Origin of the sequence: Amylibacter sp. SFDW26 (genome assembly GCF_009184395.1) — a bacterium.
Taxonomy (GTDB): Bacteria; Pseudomonadota; Alphaproteobacteria; order Rhodobacterales; family Rhodobacteraceae; genus Amylibacter.
Genome location: NZ_WEIC01000001.1, coordinates 82,893 through 96,942 on the forward strand (window position 1 = coordinate 82,893; position 14,050 = coordinate 96,942).

At 44.2% G+C, this 14,050-nt stretch carries 14 protein-coding genes; 5 read left to right on the forward strand and 9 right to left on the reverse strand.

The window, feature by feature from the left end; genetic code table 11:
- Positions 1–222 precede the first annotated feature (222 nt).
- Positions 223–2,109, reverse strand: a complete 1,887-nt coding sequence (locus F9L33_RS00445) for an SLC13 family permease (RefSeq protein ID WP_152140773.1) — start codon at positions 2,107–2,109, stop codon at positions 223–225.
- A 252-nt stretch (positions 2,110–2,361) separates the two neighbouring features.
- On the opposite strand from F9L33_RS00445, the gene F9L33_RS00450 reads away from it, so the two are divergent.
- Positions 2,362–3,072, forward strand: coding sequence for an SDR family oxidoreductase (locus F9L33_RS00450; protein ID WP_152140774.1), 711 nt, complete (start codon positions 2,362–2,364; stop codon positions 3,070–3,072).
- Here the strand turns inward: F9L33_RS00450 and rimI are convergent.
- The 4 genes from rimI to pth all read right to left on the reverse strand — a co-directional run bounded on the left by rimI (position 3,069) and on the right by pth (position 5,430).
- Positions 3,069–3,479, reverse strand: a complete 411-nt coding sequence (rimI, locus tag F9L33_RS00455; RefSeq protein WP_152140775.1) for a ribosomal protein S18-alanine N-acetyltransferase — start codon at positions 3,477–3,479, stop codon at positions 3,069–3,071. The two genes, F9L33_RS00450 and rimI, sit on opposite strands and share 4 nt — an antisense overlap.
- Entirely contained in the window at positions 3,476–4,105 is a 630-nt protein-coding gene (gene tsaB / locus F9L33_RS00460; protein ID WP_152140776.1) for a tRNA (adenosine(37)-N6)-threonylcarbamoyltransferase complex dimerization subunit type 1 TsaB, read from the reverse strand. The genes rimI and tsaB overlap by 4 nt, the downstream gene beginning before the upstream one ends.
- Entirely contained in the window at positions 4,095–4,658 is a 564-nt protein-coding gene (locus tag F9L33_RS00465; RefSeq protein WP_152140777.1) for a NifU family protein, read from the reverse strand. The genes tsaB and F9L33_RS00465 overlap by 11 nt, the downstream gene beginning before the upstream one ends.
- A gap of 94 nt (positions 4,659–4,752) precedes the next feature.
- Complete coding sequence (gene pth / locus F9L33_RS00470; protein ID WP_152140778.1) at positions 4,753–5,430, reverse strand: aminoacyl-tRNA hydrolase; 678 nt, start codon at positions 5,428–5,430, stop codon at positions 4,753–4,755.
- A gap of 88 nt (positions 5,431–5,518) precedes the next feature.
- Between pth and F9L33_RS00475 the strand changes: the two genes are divergently transcribed.
- On the forward strand, positions 5,519–6,199 hold the full coding sequence (locus F9L33_RS00475; RefSeq protein WP_152140779.1) for an FkbM family methyltransferase: 681 nt from the start codon (positions 5,519–5,521) through the stop codon (positions 6,197–6,199).
- A gap of 40 nt (positions 6,200–6,239) precedes the next feature.
- On the opposite strand, the gene F9L33_RS00480 is transcribed toward F9L33_RS00475, so the two are convergent.
- Positions 6,240–6,908, reverse strand: coding sequence for a 50S ribosomal protein L25/general stress protein Ctc (locus F9L33_RS00480; RefSeq protein WP_152140780.1), 669 nt, complete (start codon positions 6,906–6,908; stop codon positions 6,240–6,242).
- Positions 6,909–7,138: 230 nt separating this feature from the next.
- Here F9L33_RS00480 and F9L33_RS00485 point away from each other — a divergent pair, with 230 nt between their 5' ends.
- A complete protein-coding gene (locus F9L33_RS00485; RefSeq protein ID WP_152140781.1) occupies positions 7,139–7,564 on the forward strand; it encodes a glyoxalase/bleomycin resistance/extradiol dioxygenase family protein in 426 nt (141 codons plus the stop codon).
- A gap of 212 nt (positions 7,565–7,776) precedes the next feature.
- Here the strand turns inward: F9L33_RS00485 and F9L33_RS00490 are convergent, their stop codons facing one another.
- Entirely contained in the window at positions 7,777–8,949 is a 1,173-nt protein-coding gene (locus F9L33_RS00490; RefSeq protein WP_152140782.1) for an alpha-hydroxy acid oxidase, read from the reverse strand.
- A gap of 838 nt (positions 8,950–9,787) precedes the next feature.
- On the reverse strand, positions 9,788–10,579 hold the full coding sequence (trpA, locus tag F9L33_RS00495) for a tryptophan synthase subunit alpha (RefSeq protein ID WP_152140783.1): 792 nt from the start codon (positions 10,577–10,579) through the stop codon (positions 9,788–9,790).
- 145 nt (positions 10,580–10,724) lie between these two features.
- On the opposite strand from trpA, the gene ychF reads away from it, so the two are divergent.
- Positions 10,725–11,822 (forward strand): redox-regulated ATPase YchF, encoded by a 1,098-nt coding sequence (gene ychF, locus F9L33_RS00500; RefSeq protein ID WP_152140784.1) that lies wholly within the window; start codon positions 10,725–10,727, stop codon positions 11,820–11,822.
- Positions 11,823–11,897: 75 nt separating this feature from the next.
- Complete coding sequence (locus tag F9L33_RS00505) at positions 11,898–13,394, forward strand: beta-propeller fold lactonase family protein (RefSeq protein ID WP_152140785.1); 1,497 nt, start codon at positions 11,898–11,900, stop codon at positions 13,392–13,394.
- Here F9L33_RS00505 and F9L33_RS00510 read toward each other — a convergent pair.
- The gene (locus F9L33_RS00510) at positions 13,391–14,050 is read right to left on the reverse strand and encodes an SDR family oxidoreductase (protein ID WP_152140786.1); all 660 of its coding nucleotides are present in this window, start codon (positions 14,048–14,050) and stop codon (positions 13,391–13,393) included. The genes F9L33_RS00505 and F9L33_RS00510 overlap by 4 nt on opposite strands.

Genomic DNA, 14,050 nt, shown 5'->3' on the forward strand with positions numbered 1-14,050 from the left:
CTAATACTCATTAAAAACCTGACATACAGTGGACAGGATATGGACATACTAATGCCTATATAAAGGCGAATAAGACATGTATGGGGCTAGATTGTGGCGCAATTAAGGAAGAATTGTGGCAATAACCATTTTATTTGAATTAATGAGACTTTTGTCTGAATCAAAAAAGCGCCACAACGGACGCTTTTCGAAAACTGTAATTTATATGCTTTTAAAAGCTATCTAACCAAATACTACATTCATCATAGTCATAGAGACGATTAAGAATAGTATTGTCATCAAACCACCTGTTTTGACAAAGTCAATCACACGGTAACCAGCAGGTCCCATGATCAGTGCATTCACTTGGTGTGTTGGGATTAAGAATGAGTTGGATGTAGATATCGCCACGGTCATTGCAAATATTGCGGGATCACCACCAGCAGCCATAGCAATAGAGACAGCAAGAGGAACCAGCAGAACAGTTGCGCCGACATTAGACATCACAAGGGTAAAGATTGTTGCTAGAACCGCTACACCCGTTTGTAGAGCCCAGATAGGCCAACCATCCAACAGAATAAGTGTTTGTTGTGCAATCCATTCTGCAGTGCCTGTAGATTGCACGGCTTGCCCCAAAGGGATCAAACTGGCCAAAAGGAAGACGGTATTCCAACCAACAGCCCCATATGCCTCATCCACACTTAGAACACGAGAGATGATCATTCCAACTGCACCGACTAGTAAGGCTAATGATAGGCGAACATCCGTGAATAGGATCAAGCACAATGCGATTGTGAAAAAGAGTAATGCCCACCCCACCTTTTGTGGGCGCAATTCTTCACGCGGGAAATCTGATGTCACAACAACAAAATCGCGATCATTGGCAACGCGTGTCAAAGCTTCCCATTGGCTGTGGACCACCAATGTATCGCCTGCATGAAATGGTTCAATGCCAATTAACGTAGGTTCATGTTCATCGGTTTCCACACGGCTTAACGTTTGATCACCGCGATGTATTGCCAACAGGTTAAGACCATATGTGCCACGCAGGCGTGTATCACGGGCTGTCTTGCCAATTATGCTGCTGTCAGGTGGAATTACAATTTCTGCCACACCAGATTTGGTTGCCGCAAAATCTTCGGTGAAGATTTCCATCTTTGGTTTGACTTCAAGATCATAGATGTCAGCCATCTCTTCAATGACTTTCTTACGACCAAGAATAGCCAAACGACAAGGTGCTTGGATTTCTGTCGAAGCAGGCGGTGATAGGAAACGTTGGCCGTTATAATATGATCCAACGATATACATGTGATGGGCATCCATGATATCCGCCAATGTTTCACCAATTAAGATGTTCCCTTCAGGAATAACCACCTCAACGATATCAGCTTTCAGACCATATAGCCTTTTCAAATAATCCTTAACGGATTGGCCCGATGACGCATCGCCACGTGTTGCTGTTTTGGGTAAGACCCAGCGCCCTAATATAACGAAGTACAAGATACCAGTAATCACAAGAGTTACGCCGATAGGGGTTACTGAAAACAACCCGAAAGTCTGCATTTGTGCATCTTCAGGAAGATCTTTGTTTGCAGTGATGATCAAATCATTCAAAAGGATCAAAGGAGATGAGCCAACCATGGTCATCGTCCCGCCTAAGATTGCACAAAATCCCATTGGCATGAGTAAGCGTCCAAGTGGGATTTCCGTGCGCGCAGAAATACGAGCGACTACAGGCAGGAATAGGGCGGCTGCACCAACGTTTTGCATAAAGCTGGAGATGAAGCCCACAGTGCTTGATACAATCGGGACGATGCGTTTTTCAGTAGATCCCCCAAACTTTAAAATGGTTGCAGCGACTTTATTCATCAAGCCTGTCTTATCCAAGCCCGTCCCAATGATCATAACTGCGATGATCGATATTACCGCATTAGACGCAAAACCATCGAAGAGATGATTGATATCAGCTAGCCCGCCAAGCCCTGGCAAATAGCTTAAACCGCCTAAAATTACCATAACGAGAATTGCTGCTAAATCCACGCGGATGATTTCCGATACAAAGAGGAAGACAGTGAAACCAAGTAACCCTAATACAACCAACATTTCCGTTGATAGACTTATGGCTTCCATTATATTGCTCCTCGAAATCTTTATATCACTCATAAAACAAGTGTTTTACTGTCTATAGGTGATAGACTATTCCACAACAAGATAGCTGAATGAGTTTTCAATAAATTTTGGGAAAACCAGTCTCATTTATTAAAAAATGGTACTTGGAATTCGTATTGTAGCACCATTTTATGTGTTGTTGCTGCGTAGGCAACATCCTACTCTTTTAAAATCATCATAAATTTAGGGTGAAAAGCAAGGGATATTACGAATATGGCAAAGACGATTATTGTTACAGGTGCGAGCAGTGGCATCGGTGCTGCAACAGCAAAAAAGTTTTTAAACGAAGGTTGGAATGTGGCAATGCTTGCCCGCCGCTTGGAAAAATTGGATGAAATCAGCTCTAAATATGAAAATGCTGTCAGTATTGTTTGTGATGTGACTAAAGAAGATGCTGTTCAAAAAAGCTTTTCTAAAGTGGTAGAACACTTTGGTGAGATCAATGTGTTATTCAATAATGCAGGTATTTTTCCGCCAGGATCACGGTTTGATGAAGTCTCCTTGGAAGCATGGCAAAGTTCTGTTGATGTGAATCTGACAGGTATGTTTTTATGTGCGCGTGAAGCGTTTCGCCACATGGCTGCTTCAGGTGGTCGTATCATTAATAATGGGTCTATTTCTGCGGCTACACCACGCCCTAATTCTGCGGCTTATACTGCAACCAAACATGCAATTACGGGTCTTACAAAAAGCATTGCTTTAGATGGGCGCGATTTGAATATTTGCTGTGGCCAAATTGATATCGGTAATGCGAAAACGGAACTGGTAGAAAATCTGATCAAACATGCAGACGGTCCTATGGATACAATGGATCCAAAAGATGCTGCAAATGCTGTTCTTCATATGGCAAGCTTGCCGCTTAGTACCAATGTTTTGTCTATGACAATAATGGCGAATAAAATGCCATTTGTAGGGCGCGGTTAAAGCGTTTTACCCATAACCAGCGCGGTTATACTTGGCCCATTTGGAGATGCGTAATAATTCTTTCGCATCCCTTTTGGCGCAAACCCAAACTGTTCGTATAATGCGATGGCAATATGGTTGTTTTCGGCAACCTCTAAAAAAGCATCTTTTGCAGTGCGCATTTTGGCCTGGTCTTCAAAATCTAACATCAGTTTATGTGCCAACCCTTGGCGGCGGTGAGCTGGATCAACAGCAATTGTTAGTAATTCCGCCTCTGGTCCAGCTACACGTCCAAGTGCAAAACCATAATTATTGGAACATAGGAAACATGCATTACTTGTTAGGAGTTCATGAAATTCACCAGCTGACCATGGGCGAGGGACAGTAAAACACTTTGCATGTAATGTTGCGAGTTCCTCTGCTGTCATGGTAGAATTGTGACTGGTGGGTCAGACGGTAAAGCAGCATCCGCAGAGCGCAAGTAAAGCGGTGCAGGGCGTGGTGAATCATGTGTGTATCGCAGGGCCGTGATTTTAGCGACAGAAGTGACGATGTTCGACAATACAACCGCATCCTTAACCTGTAATGTCTCATCTGCCATCACGTACGGTATGCCATTTGGTGCATCTGACAGTTCTACCATTTCTGGCTCTGTTTGAGCGTCTCCATCTTCGAATATTTGTGAATAAACACGACCACGTCGTGCATCTAGGAATGCCACGGCAGAACCTCGTGTGCCAAAAGTCATGGCTTCTAATTTTGATACACCAACAGCTGAAATACCTAAAGACAAGGCTAATCCACGTGCAGAAGATACAGATATCCGCACCCCTGTGAAGTTACCAGGTCCAATACAGACACCAATTGCATCTAAATCAGGCCAAGCCTTCCCATGTTCTGATAACACTTCTTCTAGTAATGGAAACAACCGTTCCGCTTGACCTTTTTGCATAGGTTCCAAACGTTCCGATAAAATTTCATCACCGCATAGCAAAGCGGCTGCACAATGTGCAGCCGATGTATCAAATGCAAGTATCAGTGGCTTAGGCGGCAACTGGGCGCACCTCTGTCACTTCTGGAATGTAATGACGCAGTAGGTTTTCGATACCCATTTTCAACGTGATCGTTGAGGATGGGCAACCCGCACATGCGCCTTGCATATGAAGGTAAACAACACCGCGATCGAAACCGTGGAATGTGATGTCACCGCCATCTTGCGCAACGGCTGGGCGCACGCGTGTGTCCAGCAATTCTTTGATCTGATCTACGATCTCTGAATCTTCACCGCTGTGTTCTGCGTGACCTGCTGCTGCCAGACCTTCGCCTTGCATCACTGGTTGGCCAGATTGGAAATGCTCCATAATTGCACCAAGAATAGCTGGTTTGATATGATTCCAATCAATGCTTTCTTCTTTGGTCACTGTCACAAAGTCAGGGCCAAAAAATACGGCTGTTACACCTTCAACCGCAAACACACGTTGCGCCAATGGCGAATTTGCAGCCGCTTCAACGTTTGGAAAATCTGCTGTACCCGCTGGCATAACAGCTTGGCCCGGTAGAAACTTCAACGTTGCTGGGTTCGGAGTGGATTCCGTTTGAATAAACATCTGCTTTATCCTTTTAAGTTGCTGTAAATATGCGCCTGTGCCTGTGGGATGTCAAGCGATTTAGAATGGTTCTAAATTGCTGAAAAACATGGGGTCAGCGAAACTTGTCTGCCAATTTTTGCAATGGTGTTCGACTATCTTCTTCTACGGGTTCTGGGGCTTTTTCAACCATTGTTTTCTTGGGTGTTTGTTTCTTTTCGCGTGGTGGAACCGTACGCAAGGCAACAGCATTCATAAACTTACCCGCATCACCTTTTGCCAAATGCGGCGCGCCATCACCAATGCCACGCAGTAAATCATCCAACCATGCTTCATCTGCTTTAGCAAAAGCATGTAAAACATAACCCGATACCAATTCTTTACGCCCCGGATGCCCAATGCCCAAACGCACACGTTCGTATTCAGGGGAAAGATGTTGATGAATGGATCGCAATCCATTGTGCCCTGCATGACCGCCGCCTTGTTTCACGCGGCACTTGCCTGGCAATAAATCCAGTTCATCATGAAACACAGTTACATCACCTACGCTTAGTTTATAAAACCGAACAGCTTCACCAACCGATTGCCCGCTTAAATTCATGAATGTTTCTGGTTTCAGCAAAACCACCTTTTCACCGCCCAACACGCCTTCGCAAACTTGTCCCTGAAATTTCTTGCGCCAAGGGGCAAAGTTATGGCTGGCAGCAATCTCATCCACGGCTAAAAAACCAATGTTGTGACGGGTCATTGCATATTTTGCACCAGGGTTACCAAGGCCAACAAATAGTTTCATTTTTAATCAACTCGCATTTGGGTAATCAATTCTTCTCTATTCAGTGTCACATATTTTTACAACAAACGAAAAGACTATTGAGGCAGTTATGAAACAATCCTTCCAATTTGGGGGCATGAATATTGCTGTGCAATCTGCACATTTAACCCCTCCAATCATCAAAGCCTTGTCTTCTGGGCAATATGAAAACGCAGAACGCGCAGCAATTGAACGCCATGTACGGGCAGGAGACCGTGTTTTGGATTTAGGGGGAGGGATCGGATGTACAGGTGTTGTTGCGGGACGCATTGTTGGCGGGGATAACTTGATGATAGTCGAGGCTAATGATGATCTTATGGATGACATTTCTGATAATCTGGCGGCAAATGGAATAAAAGGCGCGCAATTAATTCAGGCAGCCGTTGTCGCGCAAAAAAGCACGCCAAATATTAGCTTTTTCAAAACCAAAGGATTTTGGGCAGGGTCTCTATTGTCAGGCAATGCAGCAAAAACAAAACGGATCGAAGTTTCGGCCTATGCGTTTTCGGATGCATTAAAGATGTTTAAACCCACTGTAGTGGTTTGTGATACCGAAGGTTTGGAAACAGAGCTATTTAAACGAAACCTGCCATCTTACGTGCGCTTAATCATAATGGAATTACACCCAAACCTATATGGCCAAGATACCATCAAATCATTATTCGACTGTTTATCTGATATGTGGTTTTCCTACATTCCATATGGATCACGTGGTCCAGTAGTCTGTTTTGGAAGAAAAAAACGCCCGTAGAAATCTACGAGCGTTTAAATTTTTAACAGTGAAGCAGAGCTTACTCTTCTGCAGCTGGCTCTTCGCCTTCTGTTGGCTCTTCGCCTTCAGCTGCTTCTTCTACTGTCTCTTCTTCATCTTCATCGTCTGATTTCAGAGCAGATGGTTCAGCAATGTTCGCAATCACAAAGTCACGGTCTGTGATCATTGGGCGTGAACCCTCTGGCATTTCAATGTCAGAGATGTGAACGATGTCGCCGATGTCTAGGTTTTCAAGATCAACAATCAAGCTTGCAGGGATGTTACCTGCAGTCACTTTCAGTTCCACCTCTGGGCGAACTGTTGTCAATGTGCCGCCTTTTTTCAAGCCAACAGAAACATCTTCGTTGATGAATTCTACTGGGATGAACAAGTTAACACGTGAATCGCGCTTCAAGCGCATCATGTCGATATGTGTTGGTAGGTCTTTTACAACGTCACGCTGAACGCCGCGGCAGATCACACGTACATCTTCTTGTCCTTCTACTTTCAAGTTGAAAAGCGTAGACATGAAACGGCCTGCTTTTAGTTGCTTGAAAAGTACGTTGAACGGTACGTTGATTGCTTGTGGATCTTGTCCACCGCCATAAACCACACCTGGTACGAGCCCATCACGACGAGCTTGACGAGCGGCCCCCTTGCCTGTCCCCGCGCGTACCGTGGCATTGAAATCTGGTATATTTCCAGCCATTTTAATTCTCCTAAAGTTTACAAACGCAGCCTCCTCCAAGGGTGTAAAGCTGCAAGAAGCTGCTCCATAACCGCGAATCTCTATAATTAAAAGGGGTAAATGCGTTTTTATCCCTTATTTCAGCACCCCAGATCAACACACAGGAAGGAATCGTGCGAAACATGTCGCTTATGCGCTTTGCAATCATAATGGATGGCATAGTCTGTTTTATAATGATATCGGAGGGCATCATGGATTTAGAAACAGTCTCCCCAGGGGGTTTTGGTAAAAGTCTAACAGGCTTAGGGGTGAATTTATTGACCCAAGACGTCAAAAAATTGGCAGCCTTTTTAACAGGCACTTTTGATGCCACAGTCCACCGTCTATCCGATGATTTCGCGATCATTAAGCTGGGCGATACCATGATCCAACTTCACCATGACGCCACATACCGCACGCATCCTGTACAAGGCATGTTACCAGACAACCCTCCACGCGGGGCAGGGGTGCAATTGTATTTGTTTGGCATCGATCCAGATCAAGCCATTGCAAAAGCGGCTGAAAATGGCGGCACTGTCATAGAAGAGCCGCGTAATAAACCGCATGGGTTATACGAGGGCACAATTCTAAGTCCTGAAGGGTATGCATTTTCCCCTGCAATTCCAGAAAAAGTCTAAGGATGGCGGGGTCAATCCTCTTTCAGAACAAATCCCACTGATTTTTCAATGGCGCGGTAATATGCCTCTAAAACTCGGTAATATCCATTCGATAAAGTCAGCGCAGCACGCTCCATGGCAGTACTCATAACCTTCTCCCCAAAAGAAAGTGACAATGTACCTAACTTTAGCCCTATTGTTTCCATTTCGTCAACAATAGGCTGTGGATAACTTTAGAAGTCATAAGCCTCTGATATTTTGAAATCTTTTGGAATAAGTAAATTGTTTGGATTCAAGTTATCCACATGTTGCTCCCCACAAAGAGCCATAGACATATCCAACTCTTTATGAATGACTTCCAGCGTTTTTGTAACACCTTCTTGGCCCATAGCACCCAAGCCATAGATAAAGGCGCGCCCGATATATGTGCCCTTTGCACCCAAAGCCATAGCTTTCAAAACGTCTTGCCCCGAACGAATACCGCTGTCGATATGCACTTCAATCTTATCGCCAACTGCATCAACGATGTCCGACAATATGCGGATTGATGACACAGCCCCATCCAACTGACGCCCACCATGGTTGGAAACGATAATGGCATCCGCCCCAGTTTTCACAGCGCGTTTGGCGTCTTCTACATCCAAAATACCTTTGATGATGACCTTGCCATCCCAATCCTTGACCATTTTATCAATGCGTTTCCAATCCAACGTCGGATCAAACTGTTCATGCGTCCAAGCACCAAGGTCAGCAGCATTTTCAACATTTTTTGCATGTCCAACGATGTTGCCAAAGAACCTGCGTTTCGTTCCTAACATCTCCAAGCCCCACGGCACTTTAGTGGCTAAATTGGCAATAGACGCCAAGGTCAGTTTGGGTGGTGCGGACAAACCGTTTTTCAAATCCTTATGGCGTTGCCCCAGAATTTGCAGATCAGCAGTAATGACCAAAGTTGTACAACCCGCTGCCTTTGCGCGATCTAATAAACGTCTGTTGAAATCTTCATCCCGCAACACATAAACCTGAAACCAAAAAGGATTGGTTGTATGTTCGGCCACATCTTCAATCGAACAGATCGACATCGTGGATAGGGTGAATGGCACACCAAATGCCTCTGCTGCACGCGCGGCTTTAATCTCACCATCCGCATGTTGCATCCCCGTCATGCCAACAGGGGCAAGGGCCACAGGCATAGAAACATCTTGGCCAATCATCTGTGTCGCCGTGGAACGTCCAGACATATCAATCGCCACCTTCTGGCGCAGACGAATATCAGCGAAATCATTTACGTTGTCGTGGAATGTTTGCTCTGTCCAAGACCCCGTTTCCGCATAGTCATAAAACATCTTTGGCGTACGACGTTTGTAGATTTTCTTTAGGTCATCGACATTGGTAATAACGGGCATAGTCTGTCCTTTGGTGATTTAAGCCAATTTAAAAAAGACATGCTTATAATGACAATATAGAAAATGCAGAAATTGGTAAGTTGAATGACCCAAATTGTCGTTTTTTAACTCTCATACCTACTTCTATTGAAAATTGAGCATAAAAGACTTACCTCAACGGCCATGACATAAACTAGGATTAAATAAGTTATAAAGTTCGCACCAATATGTAGTGCCAATTGATGATTTTCGTTTGAGAAACATGCAACTATTAAGTTTTCGAGAGAAAATGAAAGTAGTGATGTAAAAGATAGTATTAGAAACGGCCCAGATAGGAATTTTTTGAAATTTATCCAGAAATTTGAATCTGAATATGCTGTTGAAAATTTCCCATCAGCTTTTACCACAGATGCGGGTAAAGATGTTCCGAATAATGCCAATAGTATATAATAAAATATACAAGCTATAATAAGATAGGATATTAGGAACCCAGTTATGTCATATAACTGGAAAATGAAATATGCGGGAATCAATCCAATAAAGAACGGAATTATCCAAAGTGCTGTGTATCTCCAAGCAAAACTCCAATTTATAATGTTAATTTCATAGGTAGTTGTCTTTGCTCTCCCAAATGACGTGAAGTGTTCACTTAGGAGGATATTACGATACATGGAGAATACGATACATGGGAGTGAAATAAAATACATCACCATATATGTTATACTAAACTTTATAGTCTCGTATGCGCTTGTTAAATAATCTAACATAGCCATTATTAGAGAAAAAGTTAAAATAAGCAGGAAAATTTCTTTATAAGTCTTTAGTGCTTGGTTATACATAATAGCCTTTTGAAAATAAATTAAGCTCTATGTGCACCTTCTGCCAATTCAGCAACAAAAGCCAGTACATCCTCAACACTTTCACCAGCGCCGAGTTTGGATACAATTGCAGAACCAACAACTGCCCCATCAGCAACCTTTGCCATGCCTTCGGCGTCAGATGGTGTTTTAATGCCAAAGCCCACGCAAACAGGCAGATCAGTTGATTGCTTAATACGTGCCACTTCCGCACCCACTTTTTCAGTAGAGGCCGAACCAGACCCTGTGATGCCTGTAATTGCCACATAATAGATGAACCCAGATGTGTTTTCCAAAACCTTTGGCAAACGGCGATTATCTGTTGTTGGTGTTGCCAAACGGATAAAGTTCATACCCGCAGCATTTGCTGGAATACACAGTTCTTCGTCTTCTTCTGGTGGCAAGTCCACGATGATCAACCCATCGATGCCTGCATCTTTGGCCGCAGCAATAAAATTATCGACGCCCATTGAATAAATCGGGTTGTAATAGCCCATCAAAACAATCGGTGTTGTATTGTCCTCTTTGCGAAACTCAGAAGCCATTGCCAATGTCTTGTTCAACGTCATGCCTGTTTCCAGTGCACGTTGTCCCGCCAATTGGATTGTAGAGCCATCCGCCATTGGATCCGTAAACGGCAAACCCAGCTCGATGATATCCACACCAGCCGCTGGCAGACCCTTCATCACTGCCAATGATGTGTCATAGCTTGGGTCGCCTGCCATGATGTAAGATACGAAAGCAGATTTTCCTGCGGCTTTCAGCTCTGCGAATTTAGCGTCAATACGTGTCATGGCTGGTCCCTTAAAGTCTAGACCTTGGTTTGGGATACAAAGACGGGAAAATCAATGGGGTTTTGGCAAAAAAACGCATACTAACTTGACGTTTTACCCATATCCCCCGTAGATGCGCGCAAAACGATCATTCAAGGTGACCATCATGGGCTTTAAAACAGGTATTGTTGGACTTCCAAACGTAGGTAAATCCACATTGTTCAACGCGCTGACAAAAACAGCGGCGGCACAAGCGGCAAACTTTCCGTTTTGTACCATTGAGCCGAATGTGGGCGAAGTGTCCGTGCCGGATGCACGCATTGATAAACTGGCTGCAATCGCAAGCTCTGCCAAAATCATTCCAGCGCGTATGACATTCGTTGATATCGCGGGATTGGTTAAGGGCGCTTCAAAGGGCGAGGGCCTTGGTAACCAATTCCTTGCCAACATCCGCGAATGTGATGCGATTGCACATGTGTTACGTTGCTTTGAAGATGATGACGTGACCCACGTGGATGGCCGCGTGAACCCTGTCGAAGATGCGGAAACGATTGAAACGGAATTGATGCTTGCCGATTTGGAAAGCATCGAAAAACGTATGGCCAATCTTGTGCGCAAGATGAAAGGCAACGACAAAGAAGCTGTTGCCCAACACGCACTTTTGGAAAAAGCCAAAGCTGCGATTGAAGCGGGTCAACCTGCCCGTGTTGTAGAGGTAGATGAAGACGAACAAAAAATGTGGGAGCAGCTTGGTTTGTTGTCCTCTAAGAAAATCGTTTACGTTTGTAACGTCGAAGAAGAAAACGCAGGTGCAGGGAATGAACATTCCGAAGCAGTTGCAAAAATGGCAGCTGAACAAGGTGCTGCCTCTGTTGTCATCTCAGCTGCAATTGAAGAAGAAATTAGCCAACTCGAAGATGAAGAAGCTGAAATGTTCTTAGAGGAACTTGGTTTGGAAGAAGCGGGTCTAAACCGTTTGATCCGCGCAGGTTATGAACTCTTGGGACTACAAACATATTTCACAGTTGGCCCAAAAGAAGCCCGCGCATGGACGATTGCCAAAGGCACATCTGCGCCACAAGCGGCAGGTGTCATTCACGGCGATTTCGAACGCGGTTTCATTCGTGCAGAAACGATCGCTTATGATGATTATGTTGAATTTAATGGCGAACAAGGTTCCAAAGAAGCGGGTAAAATGCGCGCTGAAGGCAAATCTTATATCGTTGCTGACGGCGATGTATTGCATTTTCTACATAATACCTAAACCAATCTTGGTTAATTTAGCTTTGGATTAAGACCTATCTGGCAGCATCCCTTTTGAAGTCAAAGGAGTGCTGTGGTGGTAGATTTTACAAAAGTTGCGACCATTATTGATGATGCGATTTTACAATTGCAAGGCGTATCAGATTTAGAAGTGGTTACAATTGGCACGGATCAGTACGTCTTTGTAGCGTCTGAAGCAGACAGCACGATTACCAGTTTCCTGTTGCGTGATGGACTACCTCCACAAGTGGTGGACACATTAGAGTTCGGGGCTGATACAGGTACTTTTGCGGTCACACAGGCGAATATATCAATGATCAATGGCCACATGGTTCTGCTGCCCTCTGGGCGATTAGATGATGAAGTTGCGACCTATCGTATTGATAGCAATGGTCAGTTTTCGGAACCTATTTTGCAAACGCCTAACGGTGTAGATATCAGTCGATTTGATACGACTTTTTCCATCGAAATTGATGGCAAGACATTCCTTTATGTTTCGCAGACTAACACATCAGGTATTTCCAGTTACCGTATGAAGCCAAATGATACGTTTATCACGCAACCCGTTTATGATGCCGGAAGTTTGGATTACTTGGGTGATGTCAGCGCATTTGCATCTGTGGTTATTCGCGGCACAACTTATATGTTTACGGCCTCTGCATTTGATGCAGGATTAAATAGTTTTCGGGTAGGTATTCATGGTAATTTACATCTGAGAGATAGTGTTGCACCAACCGATACATCTGGTTTCAACCTTCCCCAAGCATTAGAAGTTACAACGGTTGGTGCGCAAACATTTTTAATCATGGCTTCATCTGGCACGAATAGTTTAACGGTTTATTCTATTAATAACCGTGGAGAGCTTACAGAAACTGATCATCTGATTGATAGTTTGGAAACACGGTTTCAAGATGCGAGTGTTCTGGAAATTTTTACCTTTAACCAACGTAGCTTTGTTTTGGCAGCAGGATCAGATGATGGTGTTACATTATTAGAGCTTAGTCCTAATGGCACCTTATCTGTTTTGGAAACATTGGCAGATGATTTTGATACAACACTTAATAATATTACTGATATTGAAGTGACTTTTTTTGGTGGCATCCCACATGCGCTTGTCAGTAGTGGTTCTGAAAATGGCTTTACGCAATTCGAAATCGGTATTGAAAGTATTGGTGCGAACATAATCGGCAGCAATGGGCATGATACATTAAACGGAACAGAGCTTGATGATATAATTACAGGGTTTAATGGAACAGATTACCTTTATGGTGGTGATGGTGATGATCTTATCATTGATGGTGATGGGCGTGACCGTATGTTTGGTGGTGCAGGAGCTGATATCTTTCAATTCGTCGATGATGACAAACGTGATTTCATTATGGATTATGAAACTGGTATTGATGTAATCGATTTTTCCTCAATTGATGGAATTTCACATATAAGCGATCTAAGCATCAAGTCACGACCATTTGGGGCCGCGATTTTTGCAGGCGACCATGTGATCCGTATTGAAAGTATTGATGGCACGCGATTAACCATTGCTGATTTTACAGCAGACGACTTTATCTTCTAGTCTTTTAACCAGTCCACAAAGCGTGCAGCTTGGCTTGCGGTGGTATTCAACTCATCTTTGTTTTCGCCCGGGAAAAAACGTGCGCGTGTTGCTGTTGGCATCGGTTCTGGTGTGAAACTGCGTACAAGTGGGCCTGTTGAAGTGCTTTCCGAGGCCCAGCTGTCAAACAAAGCTTTTTGCGCTGCTTTTGTTGCACCATAAGCCCCAAAGAATTTCTCACCTGCACGGGGATCATCCAAATGCACGGCAGTTCCATTCTTAGCTTTCAATAACGGGTCAATCATCGAAATCAACTGCTGCGTTGCTGTCAGATTAATCGTCACAGATTTTACCAAATCTTTATCTGCAATATGTCCCGCAGGAGCCAATGGTGCCGCATGAACTGCGGAATGAACCCAAAGATCCAGCCCCCCCCAACGTTCATGCACAGATAAGCACAAACGCTGCAGGCCATCATTATCGGTAATATCCAATGGCACTAATGTGGCTTTACCACCAGCGGCTTGAATGGCGTCATCCAATTCTTCCAATGCACCGCTTGTACGGCCCACTGCAATAATTTCAGCGCCTTCTGCCGCCAAAGCTTGTGCTGCCGCATAGCCAAAGCCACGTGTTGCCCCAGTGATCAGGGCCAGTTGTCCGTCAAATGCACCCAT

Coding starts and splice junctions, on each gene's coding strand:
- F9L33_RS00445 (WP_152140773.1), bottom strand. CDS start 2,109: ATGGAAGCCATAAGTCTATCAACGGAAATGTTGGTTGTATTAGGGTTA.
- F9L33_RS00450 (WP_152140774.1), top strand. CDS start 2,362: ATGGCAAAGACGATTATTGTTACAGGTGCGAGCAGTGGCATCGGTGCT.
- rimI (WP_152140775.1), bottom strand. CDS start 3,479: ATGACAGCAGAGGAACTCGCAACATTACATGCAAAGTGTTTTACTGTC.
- F9L33_RS00465 (WP_152140777.1), bottom strand. CDS start 4,658: ATGTTTATTCAAACGGAATCCACTCCGAACCCAGCAACGTTGAAGTTT.
- pth (WP_152140778.1), bottom strand. CDS start 5,430: ATGAAACTATTTGTTGGCCTTGGTAACCCTGGTGCAAAATATGCAATG.
- F9L33_RS00475 (WP_152140779.1), top strand. CDS start 5,519: ATGAAACAATCCTTCCAATTTGGGGGCATGAATATTGCTGTGCAATCT.
- F9L33_RS00480 (WP_152140780.1), bottom strand. CDS start 6,908: ATGGCTGGAAATATACCAGATTTCAATGCCACGGTACGCGCGGGGACA.
- F9L33_RS00485 (WP_152140781.1), top strand. CDS start 7,139: ATGGATTTAGAAACAGTCTCCCCAGGGGGTTTTGGTAAAAGTCTAACA.
- F9L33_RS00490 (WP_152140782.1), bottom strand. CDS start 8,949: ATGCCCGTTATTACCAATGTCGATGACCTAAAGAAAATCTACAAACGT.
- trpA (WP_152140783.1), bottom strand. CDS start 10,579: ATGACACGTATTGACGCTAAATTCGCAGAGCTGAAAGCCGCAGGAAAA.
- ychF (WP_152140784.1), top strand. CDS start 10,725: ATGGGCTTTAAAACAGGTATTGTTGGACTTCCAAACGTAGGTAAATCC.
- F9L33_RS00510 (WP_152140786.1), bottom strand. CDS start 14,050: ATGGGTGCATTTGACGGACAACTGGCCCTGATCACTGGGGCAACACGT.